Source organism: Sphingorhabdus sp. EL138 (assembly GCF_945882965.1).
Taxonomy (GTDB): Bacteria; Pseudomonadota; Alphaproteobacteria; order Sphingomonadales; family Sphingomonadaceae; genus Sphingorhabdus_B.
On sequence record NZ_CAMCWY010000013.1, the window covers coordinates 51,945 to 74,444 of the forward strand.

General features: G+C 56.1%; 21 protein-coding genes. 8 read left to right on the forward strand and 13 right to left on the reverse strand.

Annotated elements, in window-relative coordinates:
* Positions 1–18: 18 nt before the first annotated feature.
* From Q0N43_RS07375 to Q0N43_RS07385, 3 genes are all read right to left on the reverse strand, one after another.
* Positions 19–1,143 carry a phosphoserine transaminase gene (locus Q0N43_RS07375; protein ID WP_295444697.1) on the reverse strand — a complete coding sequence of 375 codons (1,125 nt, stop codon included), beginning with the start codon at positions 1,141–1,143 and terminating at the stop codon, positions 19–21.
* 103 nt (positions 1,144–1,246) lie between these two features.
* Positions 1,247–1,561 carry a PepSY domain-containing protein gene (locus Q0N43_RS07380; RefSeq protein WP_295444700.1) on the reverse strand — a complete coding sequence of 105 codons (315 nt, stop codon included), beginning with the start codon at positions 1,559–1,561 and terminating at the stop codon, positions 1,247–1,249.
* 2 nt (positions 1,562–1,563) lie between these two features.
* Positions 1,564–2,151 (reverse strand): ferric reductase-like transmembrane domain-containing protein, encoded by a 588-nt coding sequence (locus Q0N43_RS07385; RefSeq protein WP_295444703.1) that lies wholly within the window; start codon positions 2,149–2,151, stop codon positions 1,564–1,566.
* 103 nt (positions 2,152–2,254) lie between these two features.
* On the opposite strand from Q0N43_RS07385, the gene Q0N43_RS07390 reads away from it, so the two are divergent.
* Both Q0N43_RS07390 and Q0N43_RS07395 read left to right on the forward strand, forming a co-directional pair.
* Entirely contained in the window at positions 2,255–2,914 is a 660-nt protein-coding gene (locus Q0N43_RS07390; protein ID WP_295444708.1) for an extensin family protein, read from the forward strand.
* 39 nt (positions 2,915–2,953) lie between these two features.
* A complete protein-coding gene (locus tag Q0N43_RS07395; protein WP_295444711.1) occupies positions 2,954–3,820 on the forward strand; it encodes an LOG family protein in 867 nt (288 codons plus the stop codon).
* A gap of 10 nt (positions 3,821–3,830) precedes the next feature.
* Here the strand turns inward: Q0N43_RS07395 and Q0N43_RS07400 are convergent, their stop codons facing one another.
* Positions 3,831–4,439, reverse strand: coding sequence for a cytochrome c family protein (locus tag Q0N43_RS07400; protein ID WP_295444714.1), 609 nt, complete (start codon positions 4,437–4,439; stop codon positions 3,831–3,833).
* A 146-nt stretch (positions 4,440–4,585) separates the two neighbouring features.
* Here Q0N43_RS07400 and Q0N43_RS07405 point away from each other — a divergent pair, with 146 nt between their 5' ends.
* Positions 4,586–5,479: a prephenate dehydratase gene (locus tag Q0N43_RS07405; protein WP_295444717.1), complete on the forward strand. Its 894-nt coding sequence runs from the start codon at positions 4,586–4,588 to the stop codon at positions 5,477–5,479.
* A gap of 314 nt (positions 5,480–5,793) precedes the next feature.
* Positions 5,794–6,048: a DUF2171 domain-containing protein gene (locus tag Q0N43_RS07410; RefSeq protein WP_295444720.1), complete on the forward strand. Its 255-nt coding sequence runs from the start codon at positions 5,794–5,796 to the stop codon at positions 6,046–6,048.
* Positions 6,049–6,078: 30 nt separating this feature from the next.
* Here the strand turns inward: Q0N43_RS07410 and polA are convergent, their stop codons facing one another.
* The 4 genes from polA to Q0N43_RS07430 form a co-directional block, all read right to left on the reverse strand.
* Entirely contained in the window at positions 6,079–8,895 is a 2,817-nt protein-coding gene (polA, locus tag Q0N43_RS07415) for a DNA polymerase I (RefSeq protein WP_295444796.1), read from the reverse strand.
* A 68-nt stretch (positions 8,896–8,963) separates the two neighbouring features.
* A complete protein-coding gene (locus Q0N43_RS07420; RefSeq protein ID WP_295444723.1) occupies positions 8,964–9,857 on the reverse strand; it encodes a DMT family transporter in 894 nt (297 codons plus the stop codon).
* A 136-nt stretch (positions 9,858–9,993) separates the two neighbouring features.
* Positions 9,994–10,209: a hypothetical protein gene (locus tag Q0N43_RS07425; RefSeq protein WP_295444725.1), complete on the reverse strand. Its 216-nt coding sequence runs from the start codon at positions 10,207–10,209 to the stop codon at positions 9,994–9,996.
* 21 nt (positions 10,210–10,230) lie between these two features.
* Positions 10,231–11,058: a carbon-nitrogen hydrolase family protein gene (locus Q0N43_RS07430; protein ID WP_295444727.1), complete on the reverse strand. Its 828-nt coding sequence runs from the start codon at positions 11,056–11,058 to the stop codon at positions 10,231–10,233.
* A 154-nt stretch (positions 11,059–11,212) separates the two neighbouring features.
* Here Q0N43_RS07430 and galE point away from each other — a divergent pair, with 154 nt between their 5' ends.
* From galE to hslU, 3 genes are read left to right on the forward strand one after another with little or no spacing between them, the layout of a single operon-like run.
* Positions 11,213–12,217 carry a UDP-glucose 4-epimerase GalE gene (gene galE, locus Q0N43_RS07435; RefSeq protein ID WP_295444730.1) on the forward strand — a complete coding sequence of 335 codons (1,005 nt, stop codon included), beginning with the start codon at positions 11,213–11,215 and terminating at the stop codon, positions 12,215–12,217.
* Positions 12,218–12,261: 44 nt separating this feature from the next.
* Positions 12,262–12,828, forward strand: coding sequence for an ATP-dependent protease subunit HslV (hslV, locus tag Q0N43_RS07440; RefSeq protein ID WP_295444733.1), 567 nt, complete (start codon positions 12,262–12,264; stop codon positions 12,826–12,828).
* 59 nt (positions 12,829–12,887) lie between these two features.
* Complete coding sequence (hslU, locus tag Q0N43_RS07445; protein ID WP_295444736.1) at positions 12,888–14,192, forward strand: ATP-dependent protease ATPase subunit HslU; 1,305 nt, start codon at positions 12,888–12,890, stop codon at positions 14,190–14,192.
* An 11-nt stretch (positions 14,193–14,203) separates the two neighbouring features.
* On the opposite strand, the gene Q0N43_RS07450 is transcribed toward hslU, so the two are convergent.
* Both Q0N43_RS07450 and Q0N43_RS07455 read right to left on the reverse strand, forming a co-directional pair.
* Entirely contained in the window at positions 14,204–17,080 is a 2,877-nt protein-coding gene (locus tag Q0N43_RS07450; protein WP_295444738.1) for a M16 family metallopeptidase, read from the reverse strand.
* 59 nt (positions 17,081–17,139) lie between these two features.
* Positions 17,140–17,898 (reverse strand): competence/damage-inducible protein A, encoded by a 759-nt coding sequence (locus Q0N43_RS07455; protein ID WP_295444741.1) that lies wholly within the window; start codon positions 17,896–17,898, stop codon positions 17,140–17,142.
* A 62-nt stretch (positions 17,899–17,960) separates the two neighbouring features.
* Here Q0N43_RS07455 and map point away from each other — a divergent pair, with 62 nt between their 5' ends.
* A complete protein-coding gene (map, locus tag Q0N43_RS07460; RefSeq protein ID WP_295444744.1) occupies positions 17,961–18,788 on the forward strand; it encodes a type I methionyl aminopeptidase in 828 nt (275 codons plus the stop codon).
* A 94-nt stretch (positions 18,789–18,882) separates the two neighbouring features.
* Here map and argC read toward each other — a convergent pair whose 3' ends face one another.
* From argC to Q0N43_RS07475, 3 genes are all read right to left on the reverse strand, one after another.
* Complete coding sequence (gene argC, locus Q0N43_RS07465; protein ID WP_295444746.1) at positions 18,883–19,818, reverse strand: N-acetyl-gamma-glutamyl-phosphate reductase; 936 nt, start codon at positions 19,816–19,818, stop codon at positions 18,883–18,885.
* A 160-nt stretch (positions 19,819–19,978) separates the two neighbouring features.
* On the reverse strand, positions 19,979–20,881 hold the full coding sequence (locus Q0N43_RS07470; RefSeq protein ID WP_295444748.1) for an NlpC/P60 family protein: 903 nt from the start codon (positions 20,879–20,881) through the stop codon (positions 19,979–19,981).
* 127 nt (positions 20,882–21,008) lie between these two features.
* A complete protein-coding gene (locus Q0N43_RS07475; protein ID WP_295444750.1) occupies positions 21,009–22,397 on the reverse strand; it encodes a M17 family metallopeptidase in 1,389 nt (462 codons plus the stop codon).
* Positions 22,398–22,500 lie beyond the last annotated feature (103 nt).

The window sequence follows — 22,500 nt, forward strand, 5'->3', positions numbered from 1 at the left end:
AATGACACTATCGGGGTTTTAAGCTTTAGCGGTTTCGTAGGCCCAATCGAGCCATGGCCCGAGCTCCTGAATATCGGCGGTATCAACGGTTGCACCGCACCAGATGCGCAAGCCCGGCGGGGCGTCGCGATATCCGGCGATGTCATAGGCCGCATGCTCTGCCTCAAGCAAAGACGCCATTTTCTTGATCATCGCTTCGTCCGCACCCTTGACGGTCAAACAGACCGAAGTGGTCGACCGGATAGCAGAGTCAGCAGCAAGAAATCCTAGATAATCGCGTGTCTCGACGATTTTTGCGAGCGCAGCAGCATTGGCGTTACTGCGGGCCATAAGCCCCTGCAAACCACCAACGGTTTTCGCCCACTCAAGTGCGAAGATCACATCTTCCACTGCGAGCATCGACGGTGTGTTGATTGTCTCGCCCTTAAAGATGCCTTCGGCGAGCGCGCCTTTGGCCATGAGCCGAAAAATCTTCGGCAGCGGCCATGATGGCGTGTATGTTTCGAGCCGCTCGACAGCGCGTGGTCCGAGGATGATTACGCCGTGCGCACCCTCCCCGCCCAGAACTTTCTGCCAAGAAAAGGTCGTCACGTCGAGCTTGTCCCAAGGCATGTCATACGCAAAAACCGCGCTGGTCGCGTCGTTGAAGGTCAGACCTTCGCGGGTATCGCTGATCCAATCGCCATTGGGAACGCGCACACCCGAGGTGGTCCCGTTCCAAGTGAATAGCACATCGTGGCTTTGGTCAATCGACGCCATGTCGGGCAATTGCCCGTAATCGACACGGATTACCGTAGGATCGATTTTAAGTTGCTTGACTGCGTCAGTTACCCAGCCTTCGCCAAAACTTTCCCACGCCGTGGCCGTCACTGGACGCGCGCCGAGCATGGTCCACATAGCCATTTCATAAGCGCCGGTGTCAGATGCCGGAACAATTCCGATACGGTGCGTGTCGGGCACCTGTAACACTTCGCGCATCAGGTCGATAGCGCGCTGCAGGCGTGATTTGCCGATTTTCGCACGATGCGAACGGCCAAGCGATTCGGTTTGCAGTTTTTCCGCGCTCCAGCCTGGCGGTTTCGCGCAGGGACCGGAAGAAAAGAACGGACGTGCCGGTTTAACGGCGGGGGGTACTATAGTCATGTAAGCGTCTCCTTGCAGAGAGCAGCGCGGCGTTGGGGCCGCGTGGCCCGGAGCCGCGTTTACGCACAGCCCCAGCTTTGTCAATGACTATCGTTAAATGCTATCAATAACCCGTCTTGCGAAACAATACTTCGCCACGGCGGCTGACATATAATTTTTCAAGGGTTACGGGGTGGAAATAGGCTTCCACACGGTCGCCTTCAGGGGTGGTGCCATAAACTTCATAGCAGCCGCCATCGACTTTCGATTTACGCAAAGTCCAGCCGTCTTTGGTCAGCTTGTCAGTCAGTGCCTTTTGGCTTTTCCATCCGGAAACGGGCCCTGATTTACAGGTGATTGCGCCGGTTGCTGATGCGGGGACCGATACAAAGGCGATAGTGGCCACAGCGGCCAGTGAAAGAGGTGTCCATAAACGCATATTCATGCTCCTTTAAAAATCGTTCGGTTAGCAAAAAAATATCGTGCGGCAATGAGAAGCACGAGTGGGATGAAGTGCAGAAGCGCTGGTCCTAAATTATTGTGGATGAATATCCAATGGACAAGAACCAATACGGCGGTGGGATAAACCAGCCGCTGAAGACGCTTCCACCCAGCCCTTAGCGCGCGCATCGAGGCATCATTGCTGGTCACCGCCAAAGGCACAAACAATAACATCGCGGCCCAACCGGTCCAGATACCCAGCGCAAGAAACTCGGCGATCATATCATCGAGATTGCCCATATCGATGATGTAGAAAATGAGATGCAAACTGGCATAGCCAAAAGCGGCAACGCCCAATGCCCGGCGGCGCTGAATGAGCCAGCTTAGCCATGGCCGGGGCCCAATCAGTGCCAATAAGGGGCTAAGCAACATCGCGGCAATCATGAAGCGTGCCGACCATTCGCCCGTTGGATGCAGCATATCCATCGCGATCACATCGCCGAAAAAATACGGGCGCATCATCACCGCAGCGGGCAAGCACAAAAGCGCCCAGAATGTCGGCTTCTTATTAAGAATGTTTCGCAACATGCATGGGCGATAATCGCCTGTCGCGCCCTATGCAACGCGCAAATTGCACTATCGGCCGTCATTTTTTGGCTGCGCGGACTAATTTATGCGTTAATACGCGATCATGTCGATGCGCTACTTTAAAAGATTTCTGCTGGTCGCTGGCGTCTTTGCGCTGGCGTCGTGCGGTGGACGGGAAAAACTGCAGTCGCCGCGATCCAGCGAAAATATGACGTCGCAATATACCCACCAATGCCTGGCTGGCCTTAAGTCCAAATCGGTGCGCTTTGCAGGGCTGCCTAGCAAAAGTTTCGACGGCGGATGCCGCATGATAGACACGATCAAGCTGATGGATTTTGGCACGCAGACAACAAATTTGGGTGCAATGACCTGCCCGCTTGCGTCAAGCTTTACCGATTGGGCCCGTTATGCCGTCGTACCTGCTGCCAAGCAATATTTGGGCAGCGAGGTTGTGAAGATTGAAACCATGGGCACATTCAACTGCCGCGCTGTTAACGGCAGCAGGTCTGGCAAATTGTCCGAACATGCATTTGCAAATGCCGTCGATGTGTCCGCCTTTCTCCTGCGCGATGGGCGGCGCGTGTCTGTGTTAAACGGTTGGCGCGGATCATCCGAAGAACGCGCATTCCTGCGCCGCTTACACCAATCTGCCTGCAAGAGATTTGGTACCGTTCTTGGTCCCGAATATAACGCCGCGCATGCCAACCATTTTCATTTCGACATGGCCCGTTCCAACACCAACGGAACACCCTACTGCCGATAAGGGTGGCAAATTCTGTGCCTTCGCCTTACATGCAGGGTAATGACAGACACAAAAATTAATGATCGCCGCTTCTACAAAGCACAACAAGAAGCGGATTTTGCTGAACAGCAACTCTCTACACCGCAAACGCAAAGCAAGTCGTATCGACTGGCCTTTCAGGATACAGACTTCCTGCTGCGCGAAGACCTGCGCCCTGTGCGTTTCCAGTTGGAACTGCTCAAAACCGAAATGTTGCTGGATGAGGCGAATATCGGGTCGATGCTGGTCATCTATGGTTCAGCGCGTATTCCTGAACCCGACGCCGCCGACGCATTGTTAGCCGCTGCGCAAGATGCGCGCGCAACGATCATCGCCGAACGGATGCAGGAAAAATCCCGCTTTTACGAACAAGCACGCCATTTGGCGCAATTGGCTGGAAAAGCCAATGTGACCGACGAAGAAGGCCGTCGCCATTTCGTCGTATGCTCCGGCGGTGGTCCATCAATCATGGAAGCCGCCAATCGCGGCGCGCATGATGTGGGCGCAGAATCGGTTGGCCTGAACATCGTGTTACCGCATGAACAAGCGCCCAACCTTTTCGTAACGCCGCGATTAAGCTTCCAATTCCATTATTTCGCTTTGCGCAAAATGCACTTCCTGCTGCGCGCGCGCGCGGTCGCGGTTTTCCCCGGCGGATTTGGCACATTTGATGAATTTTTTGAGCTGCTGACGCTGGTTCAGACCGGCAAGATCAAAAAGATGCCAATCCTGTTGTTCGGGCGCGAATTTTGGAATCGCGTTGTGAATTTTGAGGAGCTTATGCTCGAGGGCGTTATCAGCCCGCGTGATCTGGAACTTTTCCAGTTCGTAGAAACCGCAGAAGAGGCATGGAGCGCCATCTGCGATTTCTACGAGGTGTCACATTGATTTAGGCGAATTACTTCGCCGGGGCTGGTGCGGCAGCATCACTTGCGGGCGCTGCGGCAGGGGCAACTGCTGCATCGGCGGCGGGGGCTTCTGCTGCAGGGGGTGTTGGCAATGGCAAGTTTGAACCTTGCGCGTTCATATACAAGATCAGGTTCGCGCGCTCTTCCGGATTGCCCAGACCCGCAAAAGTCATCTTGGTACCCGGTGCATATTTTTTAGGGTTGGCCAACCATTTGTCCATGCCTTCCCAATCCCAGTTACCTGGAACGCTTTTCAGCGCATCGGAATAAGCAAAACCGGCGACATGTCCGTGCGGCTTACCCATGGCTGCCCATAGATTCGGGCCAATGCCGTTTGCGCCGCCTTGTGCAATGGTATGGCAAGCCGCGCATTTCTTGAACACCGCTTCACCCTTGGCAATATCTGCGGTTGCCAGCAACGTTGCGATTGGCACAACAGCAGCGCCGCCCGCTTCGCCTGCCGCCTCAGCCACAACAGCAAATCCCTCTTTCTCAGGCCCCTCTGGGTGGAAATACATGCCTGTGACGATGCTCAGTCCAAGCGCGACGATGCCGCCTGCCAAAACCCAGCCAGCAATTGTGTTACTACGATCATCCATTGTTTATCAGCCTTGAAAGCGCGTTAAAACACCGGCGTAGAATGACGGCCGGATTCCAAGGCTCCTCTAATGGCGCGCGTTGGCGGGTGCAAGTGTCCAAATCCACACTTGCTCGATAAGTCTGCCTATCCTAACGCCTGCGCAGCATGAACAGTTATCCCCCACCCGCACTGGCAATCGTCAAAGAAATGACGCTTGCTGCACATAAACATCCTGCAAAAGCGATTGCCTTTCAAGGCGCGCCGGGGGCGAACTCGCATTTGGCGGCGTTGGAATATCGTGCTGATTGCCTGCCCCTGCCCTGTTTTTCGTTCGAAGACGCCATTGATGCGGTCAAGGACGGATCGGCCGCGTGCGCGATTATACCTATTGAAAATTCGCTACATGGCCGCGTTGCAGACATCCACTTTCTGCTGCCGGAATCGGGCCTGAGCATCATTGCCGAGCATTTTATGTCGATCCGCCATTGCCTCATGGCAAAATCGGCAGATGCCATTCTTAAAACCGCCATGAGCCACCCGCAGGCGCTTGGCCAATGCCGGCATTTTTTACGCGCAAATGGCATTATCCCCGTCGCTTATGCGGATACAGCGGCGGCAGCAGCGTTTGTCTCTGCCAATGACGACCCGTCGGCTGCGGCTATTGCGCCACCAATTGCTGCGGACCTCTATGGCCTCGTCGCCATTAACGACGCCGTGCAAGACGATAACAGCAACACCACCCGGTTCGTTGTCCTGTCACGCGCGCCTGCCGACCGCAGCAGCCTCATAGGCACGTTAATGACCACGCTCATTTTTGAGGTGAAGAATATCCCCGCCGCTTTGTACAAGGCGATGGGTGGCTTTGCGACCAACGGCGTCAATATGACGAAGCTGGAAAGCTATCAAAACGGCGCAAGCTTTGCCGCAACCGAATTCTTCGCCGATATCGAAGGCGCGCCGGGTGATCCCGCCGTCGACCGCGCATTGGAGGAGCTACGCTTCCACTGCAACTCGGTCCGCTTACTGGGCACCTATATGCAAACCCGCGAACGGGGTTGAGGCGATATCGGCGGGAACGGCTTTACGGCTTGTCTCCGCCCACCAACTCTCCCATCGCCCCAACGCAGGCTGGGATCCATCACGGGTAGAAGCATGGCACAACGATCCATAGTTTATCCCTGACATGCATAATGCAACGCTATTTCGGGGTGACGCACATTTTACCGCAATCAGCGTTGCCGCAAGCGCCTGCGGCTTGCCCCTCCCCCGACCCCTCACGCAAACGGGAGGGGAGTTATCTTGCACAACGTCGTCTAGTCGGACCCAGAACGGGTTTCGGGCGTTAGCTATGTTCTATATCAGAGGAACATATTATGGCTGACCTATCGCAGATTAAAGAACATGCAGAAGTCATCGGCGCGGACGGGGTGCATGTTGGCACCGTTGACGGCGTTGAAGGCAACCGCATCAAATTGACCAAGTCAGGCTCAGGGCAAGGCGGCCATGAAGGGCACCATCATTATATCGACGGCGGGCTGGTCGCCACGGTTCACGACAACACCGTCCGCCTGTCGGCCAATGGTGACGTTGCCGTCACCTTTGAACAAGAGGAAGACGCCAAAAGCTAAGCGCGTCGGGCGGCGGCTTTAGTCTCCGGCTTAGTGCGCCGCCCCCCAGCTTGGTCCAGTGCCAATTTCAATGCCCAACGGGACCATAAGCTTCACCAGCGGTTCAGCGGCATTGGCCATGACGTTGCGGATGATCTCGCTTGCGGCGGCAACGTCAGCTTGCGGCAATTCAAACACCAGTTCGTCATGCACCTGAAGCAGCATTTTGACATGCCCAAGCCCGGCAGCCTGCAACGCTGGCCCCATGCGCACCATGGCGCGCTTAATAATGTCGGCGCTTGTCCCTTGGATGGGCGCGTTGATCGCGGCGCGTTCGCTGCCCTGCCGTTCGGCTTGATTGGGCGACGTGATGCGCGGGAACCATGTTTTGCGCCCGAAAAGGGTCGTCGAATGGCCGCAGTCACGGACCGTGGCCATCGTCTCCTGAATATAACTGGATATGCCGGGGAAGCGTTTGAAATAAGCGTCGATGAGCGCCTGTGCCTCATCTGCCGAAGATTCCAGCCGTTTTGAAAGACCCCAGCGCGAAATGCCATAGAGGATGGAGAAGTTGATCGTTTTGGCGCGCCCTCTTGTGTCGCGGTTGACTTCGCCAAACAGCTCAAGCGCGGTGCGGGCGTGGATATCCTCACCCTTTTCAAAGGCATCCCGCAAGGGTTCGACATCGGCAAAATGCGCCGCCAAGCGCAGTTCGATCTGGCTATAGTCGGCGGACAAAATGACGTTGCCGGCTTCCGCGATAAATGCGTCTCTTATCTGACGCCCCGTTTCGGTGCGGATCGGGATATTCTGCAAATTGGGGTCCGTCGACGACAAACGCCCGGTCTGCGCGCCAACAAGGCTGTAGCTTGTGTGCACGCGGCCAGTTTTGGGGTCAATCTGCTGTTGCAGGCTGTCGGTGTAAGTCGATTTAAGCTTCGCCAGTTGCCGCCAATCGAGCACTTTGCGGGCGATGTCGATGCCCTGCCCTGCAAGATCCTCCAACACGGTCACATCGGTGGAATATTGCCCGGACTTGCCCTTTTTCCCGCCCTTATAGCCCATTTTTCCAAACAGGATTTCGCCCAATTGCTGCGGACTGCCGATGGTGAAGGGTTGCCCTGCAAGGCCGTGAATTTCCTTTTCGAGCAATTCCATTTGCACGGCGAATTCGGACGACAGGCGCGCGAGCGCGGCGCGGTCAACCTTGATGCCCAAGCACTCCATTTTGGACAATACGGGCACCAATGGACGGTCAACCAGTTCATAAACGCTTGTCGCTTTTTCGGGGCTCAGGCGCAATTTCAGATGGTGCCACAGGCGCAGCGTCACATCGGCGTCCTCCGCCGCATAACGGGTCGCGTCGGACAATGGCACGGCGGCAAAACCAATCTGGCTTTTGCCCGTGCCGGTCACGCTTTTGTACGAAATGCATTCATGTCCCAGATGCGCCTTGGAAAGCTCATCCATGCCATGCGCCTGACGCCCGGCATCGAGCGCAAAGCTCATCACCATAGTATCGTCATAGGGCGTGATGGGCACATTGTGGCGCGCCAGCACCGACATATCATATTTCAGATTCTGGCCGATTTTAAGGACTTCCGGGTCGCACAGCAGCGGGCGTAGCTTTTCTAGCGCCGCCGCCATCGGAATTTGCGTCGGCCGTTCAGCGAACATATCGGTGCCGCCATGCGCCAGCGGGACATAGCATGCCTCACCCGGCGCAACCGCAAGGCTTAGCCCCACAAGGTTCGCACTTGCCGCCTGCAAGCTGTCGGTTTCGGTGTCAAAAGCCAAAATGCCGGTTTCGCGCGCGCGGGTGATCCAGTGATCCAGCCGTGCGATATCGGTGACGCATTCATAAGTGGATGTATCAATTTTCGGCATTGGCGCAGGGACGGCGGACGCCCCTGTTACCGGCGCGCGTTCCGCGCCGTCGCCTGCGTTCGTCGCCTTGGGGTTGCCCGCAATCGCCTTATTGGCCGCCGCTATATCCGCGACATGCCCAATACGCTTTAAAAGCGAATTAAACCCGTGATGCTGCAAAAATTCGGCCAAAGGTTCTTCGGGGATTGCACCCAAAACCATGTCCTCAATCGCTATCGGCAACGGGCAATCTTCCTTTAAAGTCACCAACACCTTTGACAATCGTGCCTTGTCCGCATGCGCGATTAAATTGTCGCGCATTTTGGATGGCTTCATATCGGCCGCGGCGGCCAATACGCTTTCAAGGTCGCCAAATTCCTGAATCAGCTTGGTCGCGGTCTTTGGGCCAACGCCAGGGACGCCGGGGACATTGTCTACGCCATCCCCCATCAACGCGAGCACATCGCCGACCTTGTCTGGACCAACGCCGAATTTCTCGAACACTTCCTCCGAACGGATGCGTTCGTTTTTCATGGTGTCGAACATGTCGATGCACGGTTCGACAAGCTGCATCAGGTCCTTGTCACTGCTGACAATCGTGACATGCCAGCCAGCCGCGCAGGCCGCTTTGGCATAGCTTGCGATCATGTCATCGGCTTCGACATCATCTTCCTCAATCAATGGCAGGGAAAATGCGCGCGTCGCGTCGCGGATCATCGGGAATTGGGGCCTCAGATCTTCGGGCGGGTCGGGGCGATGTGCCTTATATTGATCATAAATCCGGTTGCGGAATGTCTGGCTGGATTTATCCAACACCACCGCCATATGCGTTGGGCCATCGGCTTGGTTCAAATCATCCGCCAGCTTCCACAGCATCGTCGTATAGCCATAGACCGCGCCAACCGGCTCCCCATGCTTGTTGGTCAGCGGTGGCAGCCGGTGATAGGCTCGGAAAATATAGGCGGAGCCGTCAACGAGGTAGAGATGCTTTTGGTCAGACATGACGCTGCGATAGCAGCCCGATTTGGCCAAGTCTTTTGCTAATTTATCGCTTTGCCATTGTGCAAATTTTAGCGCGACCGGCGCCACAACAAAAGCCCGCTTGTGATTATGATGCCCGCGCCAGCAAGGGACGTCAGGTCAGGCCAATCGCCAAATAACAATATCCCAAGCCCAATGGCGATTAACAATTGGACATAGGTCATGGGCGCAATTTCTGCGGCAGAGGCGCGCGTCGTTCCCATGAATATCAACCAATGCCCAAAGCTTGCGGTGACGGCAACCAAGGTGCAGCGGGCAATGATCGTCCAATCCGGTATCCCTACCACAAGCGCGTCAACGCCAGAAAAATGGCCAAGAAAGGCAGCGCTGAGAATGAAGGGCGTCGCGACCGACGCCACCAAAAACTGCATCAGCAAGGGTGAACCTGCCCCCGCCACAGCGCGGTTGCCGATCATGACCAATGCCATGCTCGTTGCCGCCACCAGCGGAAGCAACGCCACCCACCCAAGCTCAGCTACATTAGGCCGCATGATCAGCAGCACGCCGCCAAAGGCAACCAATATGGCCACCCATTGGGTCGCATGGGTGCGTTCATGCAAGAAAATGGCGCTGAAGATCGCTGTTATTATGGGGCTGGTAAACCCAATGGCTGTCGCGTCCGCCAAAGGCATCAGAAATATAGAGGAAAAGAAGCAGATCGTCGCCAAGGCCACCGAAAATCCGCGCAGCAACTGCACTTTGGGCATGGGCATGGCAAAATCCTGCCGCCCTTCTTTCAGGAACAGCAAAGTGCCAAGTCCAATTGCACCAATCGAATAACGTAGCGCCGCGACAGCGGTTCCCGGCCACGCCCCTGCGATAGATTTGATGACCGCATCGCCAATCGCCAAAAGGGCAAAGCCGCACAGCGCGTATAATAAGCCGGACCGAGCCGACGATGATGTCACGTAAATTTCCCCCATATTTGGGTCGCCTTAATCGGCTTTTTCCGGAATGGAAAGTAACGCCATCGTCGCTCCAAATCCGTGCAGAATAATATCAATATTCGGCTTTGGTCAGTGGCTTTGGTACAACCGCTTGGGCTAGGGTCAGGACGTCTTAAACGCCCTTAATGGCTAAAGCCGCCGACAGCACAGTTGCAAGCACCGAAAACACGGTAATTGCTGTCCATGGCATGAACCCCACATCGTCGAACCTAACACGATTATGACGGCGGCGATCCGCCAGACTGCTGACGAGCACCACTGAAGCAGACGTCACGGATACAGCCATCCACAGATGATCTTGCCAGATAAATTGCTCAAACAAATGCATAGGATTGCCCTTAATGCAGATTTATTCGGCAATAAAGGGCGAAGGAATGATACGCCGGTTTGCGTGGACAGGAATCTGCTTTCGCACCCGCTGTATCATGTCGATGTCCAGATCGACGCATGTCAGGCCGGGTGAACTGCCCATATCGAGCAATATTGTGCCCCACGGGTCGACCACAAGCGAATGCCCATAAGTTTGGCGGCCATCTTCATGCACACCGCATTGCGCCGCCGCGATAATGAATGCCGCGCTTTCAATGGCCCGTGCACGCAAAAGCGTATGCCAATGCGCCTCACCTGTGGGGACAGTAAAGGCAGACGGTAGCGTAATGATATCAACGCCAGACTTGGCATAAGCGCTAAACAGATCGGGAAAGCGCATATCATAGCAGATCGCGAGCCCCATAAGGCCAAGCGGCGATTGAACCATTAAGGGTTTTTCCCCGCCAACATAAGCGGACGACTCACGCCAACTTTCACCCGACGCCAGATCAACATCAAATAGATGCATTTTGTCATAACGGGCCGTAATTGCTCCATCTGGCGAGATTATGATGCTGCGATTGGCTAACTTCTCCGCGCCTTCGTCCAAAATGGGCATGGAACCAATATGGACCCATATCCGATGTCGTGCAGCCGCCGCGATCAGGCTTTGCAGTGCCATATTATGTGATTCGTTTGTCATATATTTTCGGGCGCGCGCACGGTCACGGTCGAGCAAAATCGCCATCTCTGGCGCAAAATACATAGCCGCCTCCTGTTCAGCGGCGCTGGCAACAGCATCTGCCATATCCGACGCGTTGCGCATCGGATCAATATTACTTGTCATCTGATGCAAGGCTATACGCATGAAAAATCTTCTAAATTGTGGCCAAATCGAAAACAACGTCGCTTGCTGTCAATGATTTCACTGGGCAAGCAACATTGCAAGAAATATGCAACGCGACGTAATTCATTGATAAAGCCAAGCTGCCCGACAGGTGCATGGATATGGAAAAAACAAGATGACACAGAAGCTCAACGTTCTCGTGACGGGCGGTGCGGGATATATTGGCAGCCACGCCGTATTGGCTCTCCTTGAAGCTGGCAATCGCCCGGTCGTCATCGATAATCTTGTCACCGGATTTCGATGGGCAATCGCGGATGAAGCGACCTTTTATGAAGGTGACGTCAGCGATTCGGAACTTGTTCTGAGAATCATAGGTGAACAGGCCATCGACGCCATCATGCATTTCGCAGGGTCAGTCGTGGTCCCCGAATCGGTCGAAAATCCGCTAAAATATTATGACAACAACACAGCCAAGAGCCGAAGCCTGATCGAATCCGCTGTCTCTGGCGGCGTTCGGCACATGATATTTTCCTCCACTGCGGCAACATACGGCATCCCCGAATCAAGCCCGGTGCGTGAAGACATGCCGACCGTGCCCATCAACCCATATGGGACGTCGAAATTGATGACGGAAATGATGCTGCGCGACGTCGCCGCTGCGCATGATTTCAATTATTGCGCGTTGCGCTATTTCAACGTTGCCGGGGCGGACCCTTTGTGCAGGACCGGCCAATCCACTATTGGCGCCACCCATTTGTTAAAAATCGCAGTGGAGGCGGCTTTAGGCAAGCGCGCGAGCGTCAGTGTGTTTGGAACGGACTATGCGACGGAAGATGGAACAGGCGTGCGCGACTATATTCACGTCAGCGACCTTGCATCGGCGCATGTCATTGCTTTGGAGGCGCTTGTGGCCAACCCGCAGCGCAGCCATACGCTGAATTGCGGATACGGTCATGGCTATTCGGTTCTCCAAGTACTCGACGCCGTTGACCGCGTGACCAACACTATAATGGATCGCAAATATGAAGGGCGTCGCGCTGGCGATCCCGACGCACTGATTTCCGACAATATAGCGATTAAGGAACGTTTTGGCTGGGAACCGCGATATGATGATTTGGACAAAATCGTCCAACATGCACTCGCGTGGGAACGCCGGCTGACCGATATTCAGGGCACATAATCGCTCACTTGCGCTTTTGGCGGATGTTTCCCATATCTGGGTCCATGGAAACACAATCTCACGCAAATTCGGTGACATGGTACGGCACTACCATTTTATCCGTCCGCAAAAATGGCAAAGTGGTCATCGCTGGCGATGGCCAGGTGTCGATGGGCCAGACGGTGATGAAGCCAAATGCCAAGAAGGTGCGGCAATTGCATGATGGCTCTGTCATCGGCGGGTTCGCAGGGGCGACTGCCGATGCGTTTACCCTTTTCGAACGGCTGGAGCGCAAGCTTGAACAGCATCGCGGGCAATTAATGCGCGCCGCGGTCGAATTGGCCAAGGATTGGCGGACCGACAAATATCTGCGCAATTTAGAAGCGATGATGATTGTCGCGGACAAGGATGTGACTTTAATCCTGACGGGCAATGGGGATGTGCTTGAGCCAAATGACGGCATCGCGGCCATCGGATCGGGCGGGAATTTCGCTTTATCGGCGGCCCGTGCACTCGCCGATTATGAGGCAGACGCGGAAAAAATGGCGCGCCATGCCATGAAGATTGCTGCCGAAATCTGCGTCTATACCAACGACCATCTGACGGTCGAAACATTGGGTAGCGCCCAGTAGGCATCCGTCACTTGCCCGCTTCACTTGAACGCCGTTCGCAACTTCCCATTTAGGTCGTAATGAAAAACGCACTGACCCCAAAAGCCATTGTGGCTGCACTTGACGAACATATCATTGGCCAAGCGGACGCGAAGCGCGCCGTTGCGGTTGCGCTGCGCAATCGCTGGCGCCGCCAGCGTCTCGGCGCGGATTTACGCGACGAGGTTACGCCCAAAAACATCCTGATGATTGGCCCCACGGGGTGCGGCAAGACCGAGATTTCACGCCGTCTGGCCAAGCTGGCCGATGCGCCATTCATTAAGGTAGAGGCCACCAAATTCACTGAAGTTGGCTATGTCGGCCGCGACGTGGAACAAATTGCCCGGGATTTGGCCGAAGAGGCCGTGCGTTTGGAAAAAGAGCGGCGCCGCGAACATGTGCGCGAAGCTGCGGAAACAGCCGCGATGGAGCGTATACTGAAAACGCTGGCTGGTGACACCGCAAGCGAAGCGACACGCGAAGCATTCCGCCAGCGAATCCGCGACCGGCATATGGACGACGTTGAAATTGAAATCGAAGTGTCTGATAACCCCGCGATGCCCATGGAAATTCCGGGCATGGGCGGCAATGTCGGGATGATTAACCTTGGCGAGATGATGGGTAAGGCCTTTGGCAAGGACAATCTGAAACGGCGCAAGATGAAGGTCCCCGATGCGTGGAAGAAACTGGTCGAGGAAGAATCTGAAAAGCGCCTTGACCAAGACGATGTGAACCGGGTCGCGCTTGCCGATGCCGAGGCCAATGGCATTGTGTTCCTCGACGAAATCGACAAGATTGCCGTGTCGGATGCCCGTGGCGGCGGTTCTGTCAGCCGCGAGGGCGTTCAGCGCGACCTGCTGCCGTTGATTGAAGGAACCACCGTCGCGACCAAATATGGCCCGATGAAAACCGACCATGTATTGTTCATTGCGTCGGGCGCTTTCCACATTTCCAAGCCAAGCGATATGTTGCCCGAATTACAGGGCCGCTTGCCCATTCGCGTGGAACTGCGCGCGCTGGAGCACGCCGATTTCGTCCGGATCCTGTCCGAAACCCGCGCCAACCTGCCGATGCAGTATACAGCATTGTTAGCAACAGAAGAGGTCACGCTGGAATTCAGCGATGACGCCATCGACGCCATTGCGCGCATTGCGGTGGACGTGAATTCTTCTGTCGAAAATATCGGCGCACGGCGCTTGCAGACCGTCATGGAAAAACTGCTTGAAGACATCAGCTACGACGCCGAGGACCGCAAAGGCGAGACGTTGAAGATTGATGCGGCTTATGTCAGCAAACAGCTTTCGGGCATCGCCAAGGACACGGACCTGTCCAAATATGTTTTGTAACTATTGCCGCGTTAAAGCGCGCTAGCAGTCACCGCGCTATCGCCCGATTGCGGGGCAACGACAAGCTTCCATGCCTTGTCTTTAACAAAATAGCGTTTGGCCAATGACTGCAAAATAGCCGGCGTGACATTGTTGTAATCGCTGTACAGCTTGCCCAATGCGACAAAGCGTTCAGCATTATATGTCGCCCCTTTCAGTTGATTGAGCCAAAAACTGTTACCCGACGCCGCACGCTCAATGGCTTGCTTGGTCGGTTCCACAGCGCGCTGCAATTCGTCGGCGCTGACGGGATTGGCAATCAAGTCTGCCGCAACAGTATCTGTAAAGGCAAAGAAACGGTCCACATCCGCAGGCTTAACCTGCGTATAAGCCATTAAATACCCGCCGCTGTTAAAATCGATCGGCCAGTTGGCGGCCATGTCGGGGCTGTAACTTGCGGCTTGTTCAGCGCGGAATTTCTCGAACAAACGATCCCGGAAGATTGCGGCCAATGTTTCCAGCTGACGCCCCTCAGTAATGCCGCTGATGCCGCCGCCCGTTGGCCAAGCCATGACGGCTGCCGTTTGATCACTGGCCCCGCGATGGGTCAGGCGAACAGGCGCGGCCGTTGGCGCAGGGAAACGAAGTTCGGCTGCCGCTGCTGAGACGGGCAATGGCGCACGCGGCGTCATCGCACCGAAGCTTTTTTCGAGCGCCGCTAATGCTATTGCTTTATCAAAATCACCGAAAAGCAGAACTTCGACAGGACCCTGCGCCATCAAAGGCTGCCAATAAGATTCAAACTTCGCGGCATCAATTTTTGCCACTTCCGCAGGAGTCGCCGCCTTCCAACGTGCGTCCTTATTGCGCAACAGATATTCCAGATCGCGTTGCAAGACCGACGTTGCAGACATTTCAAAGCTGGCATAGCCTGACGTCGCCAGCGCCTTGGCGCGTTCAACAGGCGCGGCATCCCAGCCGGGGTGCTCCAGCTTCGTTGCAATTAGAATAAGCTGGTCAGCCAGATCATCTGGCCGTGTGTTTGCTTCAAATTGGAAAGCGTCGTCATCGACCGAGAAATTGAGCTCAATCCGCCGACCGTTGACCATCTGGTCAATTTCGGTGCGTTTGATATTACCAATGCCATTTTCCGGCAGAACCAAGGGCCCTGCCCATAACAGATCGCCTTGGTCCGGATTTACCGCCTGATACCCTCGGCCAAAACGGACCAGCACACGAATCTGGCCGCTTTCGGCTTTGTTCGGGTACAGCAAGGCGCGCACACCATTGGAGAGCACCAGCCGGGTCATATCCAACCGTGAAACGGTATCTTCGGCCTCCAGCTTTCCAGGCGCACCCAATTTGGGCAGCGCGGCAAAGCCAAGATTGTTTTCGGACAGGCGCGCCGATGTGTTCGCCGCCACCGATGCATTCAAAGCGGCCAAAGCGCGATTATCCGCGTCGGGTATCGTCACGGGGGAAGAGACCATCAACCGGGTCACATCGGCGCTAAAAAGCTTTTTTGTGGACTCCAAAAGCCGTTCGGGCGTGAATTTGTCCTTCATGCCCTCATACACCACCATGACGGTTTTCGGGGCAGCCACCGTTTCACGTATATCCACTGCGCTGACGATATCATCTGCCTGCTTGGCGGCGGCTTCGAAGGGATAGCTGTCCAGCATCGTGCGCAGCGCATTGCCGAACAATGCCCTTTCCCGGTCAATATCCACAACTGACGGCGGTGTCATAACCGCATCTGCAATGATCGCGCGGACGTCACGCGTCGCGGCTTCCCATTGGTCGCCAATGGGCGTCAGCGAAACCAATGTCGCATCGGCGGTACGCGAAATATCTTCCTGCGCGATCTGTGCAAATAGATAGTTGCCGCCATTACGCGCCTGCACCTCAAGCCTGCGGTTAATGATTTGTAGCGCCAAGGCATCAATCAGCAATTGTTCATTATAGAGTATCGTGTCGTTCACTTTGCGCCAAGGCCGCAGATAGGCAAGGCTTACCGTATTTGGTAATGTCGGTTCAATCAGCACACGCGCGGGAGTTCCTTGCGGGCTGGGGTCGCCAAAATCTGGCTCCGGTGCGCTTTGGCCTTTACCTTTCCATTCGTTGAAATATTTTTGCACCAGATTGGCAAGCTTGGCTGGTTCCATATCGCCAGCTATGATGACAACGGCGTTTTCGGGGCGATACCAGCGGTCATGAAAGGCGGCCAAGCGGATGGCATCTGCCGCCTGCAACGTTTCCGGTGTCCCAATGGTAGACCGGCTCGCAAGGCGCTGCCCCTGAAACGCATGTTGGCGCAGGGCATCGCTATAGATCATCTGCGCGCCGCTATTCTCACGCAATTCGGCCAAAACAATCGCGCGCTCGGCATTTAGCGCATTTGGCGAAATCCGTGGTTTGCGGATCATGCCTGAAATAATTTTCAAAGACTCATCCAGCTTTTCTGGCGTCGCATTGGGCAGGTCAAGCTTGTAGACGGTCTGAGTCGGCGTTGTTTGCGCATTGCTATCGCTGCCAAATGTTACGCCGAACCGCTGCCAAATGCGCTTTGCCTCGCCATCCGGAACAAAGGTTGATCCGCGAAACGACAGATGCTCAATTAAATGGGCAAAGCCTTGCTCGTCATCATCTTCATGCAAGGCGCCCGCGTCAATACGCACGCGAATGGAAACTTGCCCTGCTGGCACATCGTTTTTCTTGACCGCATAGCGAAGCCCGTTGGGCAGAACGCCAAATGTCCATGTGTCATCGACAGGGACGTCGCTGCCTTCATATAGCCATGGTTGCACCGCTGCCTTCGACGTCGCCGCCGCAACGGGCGCAGCTTGCGCATAAGCGGTGGTGGAAAGCAGCAGGGCCGCAAAAGCGAGAGCATTGGAAAATGTGCGCATGTCACTCCTCATAAGGGACGTACAGCTTGACCGCACCTGAACGAGACGACAAACCCCGCTTAAATTCCGCCGTCGACAGTATCATAACCCAATCCGCGCAACCCAAGTTGCAAAGCCTCGACACATTCCGCCAATTTATGCGCGTCGGTGGTGCGGATAACGAAATTGGCGCCAACTTTGCCTTCGCGGAAAAACGGGTAGCTACCGATTTGGCAACCTTCATGATGTTTTTCGGTATCACCCAGCAGCTTCGCCACTTCGCTTTCGGCGACCCAGCAACCGATTTGCTGCGACAGCAACGGCGCACCGCCCTCCAATGTGCCAGTCAAAGCATCCAGCATACCAGCCGTGATATGCGGCACGCCCGCCATGATGAAGATATTACCATGACGAATGCCGGGCGCTCCGGACATCTTGTTAGGGATGAGTTCTGCGCCCTCGGGCACGCGCGCCATACGTAAACGTCCGGGATTAATGCCGCCGCGTGTTTCATAATAAGCGTGCAGGACCGCGCTTGCCTCTGGATGGATAACCACCTCTACACCCAGCGCCGCTGCGATCGCATCAACGGTAATGTCGTCATGCGTCGGGCCAATGCCGCCGGTTGTGAACAAATAATCATTGCGCGCGCGCAGCGCGTTTACCGCCTCGACAATCGATTCCTCAACATCAGCGACAACGCGCACCTCTTTTAGGCGAATGCCCTGAATATTGAGCCAAAGCGCAATTTGGCTGACATTTTTGTCTTGTGTGCGGCCAGAGAGGATTTCGTCGCCGATAATTACAAGCGCTGCGGTGTAGATGCGAGATTCTGTCATTGGGACGCGATAGCATAAATCACCCCCTCGCAAAGTGCGGATTATTGCCTTATATCGCTTATATGGAACTTTATGTAAGCGTGACGCCCCAAGAGGCGATGCAGGCCCGCGACGGGACCATCAAATTGCATGGGGCAGAAGGCTTTGACGGCATGCGCAAGGCTGGCCGCCTTGCCGCCGAAATACTCGACGCCTTGGTGCCGCATGTCGTGCCCGGCGTAAGCACGGAAGAACTCGACGACATTGTCCGCGACATGACGATGCGCGGGGGCGCAGTTCCTGCGACCTTGGGCTATCGCGGCTATACGCATAGCTGCTGCATCTCGATCAACCATGTCATTTGCCACGGCATTCCGTCGGACAAGAAATTGAAGGACGGTGACATCGTCAACATCGACGTGACGCCGCAACTGGATGGCTGGCACGGCGACACCAGCCGCATGTTCTTGGTCGGTGATGTGCCAGTGAAGGCCAAGCGCTTGGTCGATGTGACCTATGAATGCCTTATGCTCGGCATCGAAGCTGCAAAGCCCGGCAACCGGGTCGGTGACATAGGCTATGCGATCCAAACCCACGCCGAAAAGCATCGCTATGGCGTGGTCCGCGATTTCTGCGGCCATGGCCTTGGGCAGTTGTTCCACGACGCCCCAGAAATCGTCCATGTCGGCCGCCCCGGCACGGGTCCAGAGCTGCGCCCCGGCATGATCTTCACGATTGAACCGATGATCAACATCGGCAAGGCCGCAGGCAAAGTGCTCGACGATGGCTGGACGGCCGTAACCCGCGACCGTTCCTTAAGCGCGCAGTTCGAACACAGCATCGGCATCACCGAAGACGGTTGCGAGATATTTACGGCCAGCCCCAAGGGGTGGCATCAGCCGCCTTATTGAGGGGTTTCACCAAGCAGCGTCATGCTGAAGCCACGCGGACCGGAGGGTCTAGAGGCGAAATGGACCCTGAACCAAGTTCAGGGTGACGAAGCTGTTAAAGCCGCAACCCAGCCGTCTCGTCCAATCCGGCCATGATGTTTAGGTTCTGCACCGCTGCGCCGCTCGCGCCTTTGCCGAGATTGTCGAGCATCGCCAGCAACCGCACTTGCGACCCGTCTTGCGACGCCAGCACATACAGGTCAAGCCGGTCGGATGGCGATTGGTCCGCGTGCATCAATAATTCGCTTGGCGCAGCTTCGCTGTGCACCGTCACCAGCTTTGACCCTGCATAATGCGCGGCGAGTGCGTCGCGTAGCGCATCCGCGCTGCCTGCACCCGTCATCGCAGATAGCGGCAAAGGCACTTCAACCACCATGCCGCGAAAGGCGCGGACGACGGCGGGTGCGAAGATGGGCGCGTATGTGAGGCCGGCATGGACCTGCATTTCGGACACATGCTTATGCGCCAGATCAAGGCCGTAGCTGCGATAGCCGATATCTGCGCCCTCACCTTCGAACCTTTGTATCAACGCCTTACCACCGCCCGAATATCCCGACACGGCGTTGACGGTGTAAGGCCAATCGGCAGGGAGCAAGCCCGCCGCCACCAAAGGCGCGACGAGGCCCAAAAATCCAGTGGGGTAGCAACCGGGGTTGCTGACCAACCGCGCAGACGCAATGCGTTCGCGCTGACCCTTGCGATATTCGGCAAAGCCATAGGCCCAGTCGGGGTCAATACGATAGGCCGTGGACGCGTCAATGATGCGCGTCGTGGCAGATGTTGTCATCGCCACCGCCTCTTTCGCGGCGTCGTCCGGCAAGCACAGGATAACGAAGTCGGCGTCGTTCAACGCGTCGCGCTTCGCAGCCACGTCTTTGCGTTTGGCATCGTCCAAAGCGATCAGCGAAAACTCCGCACGGCCAGCCAGCCGGTCGGAGATTTCAAGGCCAGTGGTGCCCGCTGCGCCGTCGATGAAGATAGTTTTGGTCATCTCAAATCACCGTAGCCCTGAGCAGCAGTTGCAAAGCAACTGCGCCCGTCGAAGGGCGCTTTTCGTGTAACGCTGGTTCCGATAGGCGTCCTTCGACTTTCGCCAGCGCTGTGCGCTGACGGCTCAGGACTACGGTCAGGCATACAGGCCAAGCCTTGGGTCAACACTCCACCCTTTTCCGCTGTAATATCGCCACCTCATGCTCGGCAAAGCGTGCCGCCGCGTCCGCCAGCGGTTCCACGCTTACTGCCATTGCGGTTCCATTGGCGTGGATGATGTTGTCGGCGTCGGCCATTATGCCGACATGGCCGGGGAAGAATACCAAATCGCCGCGTTCCAGCCTTGCGCCTTCGGGCAATTTCGCGCCAAAATCGGCCATCTGCATATCGGCGTCGCGCGGGGCCATGATGCCTTTTAGGCCAAAGACCAATTGCACAAGGCCCGAACAATCAATGGCGTCGCCGCTGCGTCCGCCCCAGCTATAGGGCGTGCCAATAAGCTGCTCCGCAAGATCAGCGGGTGATGCGTCTACGCGCCCGATTTCAGACACATGCGAATGCGGCACAAAACCATTTTCGCACGCCAGATATTTGCCGCACTCGCTAAGGTCGCCGCAAAGCAAACGCGCGCCCATAGGATAGCGCGCCAGCACGGGCGCTGTCGTCGATGGTGCCGCCAAAAGCAAGGTCGCCGACGCGCTGACGATATGCGTGGCGGCAAAATCATCGCCCAATTCGGCAAAGCGCAGATAACCCAAATAATTGTCGTGCAGGCAATATCCCCATGCCCATTCGCCCGCGACATCCAACACGGCAAATTCCTCGCCATGCATCAACGCGCTGACCGGCTTGGATGTCGCATGCGCCTCCGCATGGATTTCGGTCACAGGCGCGATCCCCGTGCGCAGCATGGGCACAGCATAATGCGGCGCGAACAGCTTTCCAGCCAAGCTGATATCGGCAAGGTCGCCACGGATCGGCGTTGTCCGTTTGTCGCCGACAAGGCTATGCCCGCTTAATGTGTAGATAGGCCGTGCCCCCGCCTGTATCTGACCGTCTGCCAACTGTTTATGTCCCCCAAAATACGTCGCACCAGCGTAGGCTGGTGCCTATCTCGCCTGTCGTTCAAAACCGAGAGACGTAATGGGCCCCAGCCTGCGCTGGGGCGACGAAAAATTTCTTTTATAGCCCTTAGCCGACGGGATAAGTTTCCGTCAAATAGCGAAAGACAGCCCGCAATCCAAGCGCCTCTCCGCCCTTTGGCCTGCCGGGCTTGCTCGTGGGCCGCCAGGCGAAGGTGTCCAGATGCACCCAAGGCACATCGTCAGGCACGAATTTTTGCAAGAATAACGCCGCCGTGACCGCGCCAGCAAAGGCACCGCCGCTATTGGAGGTGTCGGCGATGTCGCTGTCGAGCATCTCCATATAGGGCGCCCACAGTGGCATCCGCCAGAGCGGGTCCGCCGCTGCCTGTGATGCCGCGAGAATAGCAACTGCAACGCTTTCGTCGTTGCTGAACATGGCTGGCAGATCAGGGCCAAGCGCAACGCGTGCCGCACCGGTCAGTGTGGCAAAATCAATGATCAACTCTGCCTTATCCTGTATCGCTTTGGTAAGCGCATCTGCCAAAACCAATCGTCCTTCGGCATCGGTATTGTCGATTTCTACGCTTATGCCCTTGCGGCTTTTGATGATGTCGCCGGGGCGCATCGCGTTGCCCGCTATGCTGTTTTCCGCCGCCGCCACGAGCATATGTAACCGCACCGGCAAATGCGCCGCCATAATCAGCTCCGCCAATGCCAAGGCATGCGCCGCGCCGCCCATATCTTTCTTCATCAGCCGCATGCCAGAGGCGGGTTTGATATCCAGCCCGCCGCTGTCGAAGGTAATGCCCTTACCCACAATCGCGATACGCGGGTGGCGCGGGTCGCCCCATTCCACTTCAATCAGGCGCGGCGCATGTTCACGCGCGGCGGCCTTGCCAACGGCGTGAATGAGCGGATAGCCCGTTTCCAGCGCATCGCCAGCCGTGACAATGACCTCTGCCTTGTGCGATTTAGCGATGCGCTTTGCCTCGGCCTCCAACGCATATGGCCCAAGGTCGCCCGCTGGCCGGTTGACAAGATCGCGCACCAAAGCGGTTGCGGCGGCCTGCAATACGGCCAAGGGGATGCGGGCGGGCTCGCGCACCAACAAGACTCGTGGTCCGATAAGCTTCGGCTCGCTCAAATACTCATGGTAGCGATATTGCCCAAGTATCCAACCCAGCATAGCATCGCCCGCATCATAATCGGCAAGCCGATATGTGCCTTCGGGAAGGCTGTCTGCGGCTTTAGCTAAATGCCACACACCCGGTACGGCGGCATCGGAAACGCCAGCGACGGCAGCCCATTCGCCGGGTTTATCTCCGGGCATTATGGCTATTTCGTTGGCGTTACCTTCAAACTTTTGTGCCTTAATAGCGGTTCGGGCCGCATCGGATTGCAGCGCAAGCCATGTTTCAAAGCGGCCTTTGTCGGTGATATGAATAAGGGTGGCGGCCTGCGCATTGTCAGGCTGGATCAAATTGTCATAACGCATAGACACCGCGATAGCCGGAATGGCATGTGAACGGGAAATTATTTAGAAATGTCGCGTATTTTTCTTATTTGCATGCAATCGCTCCGCCGCGCCGCGGAGCCGC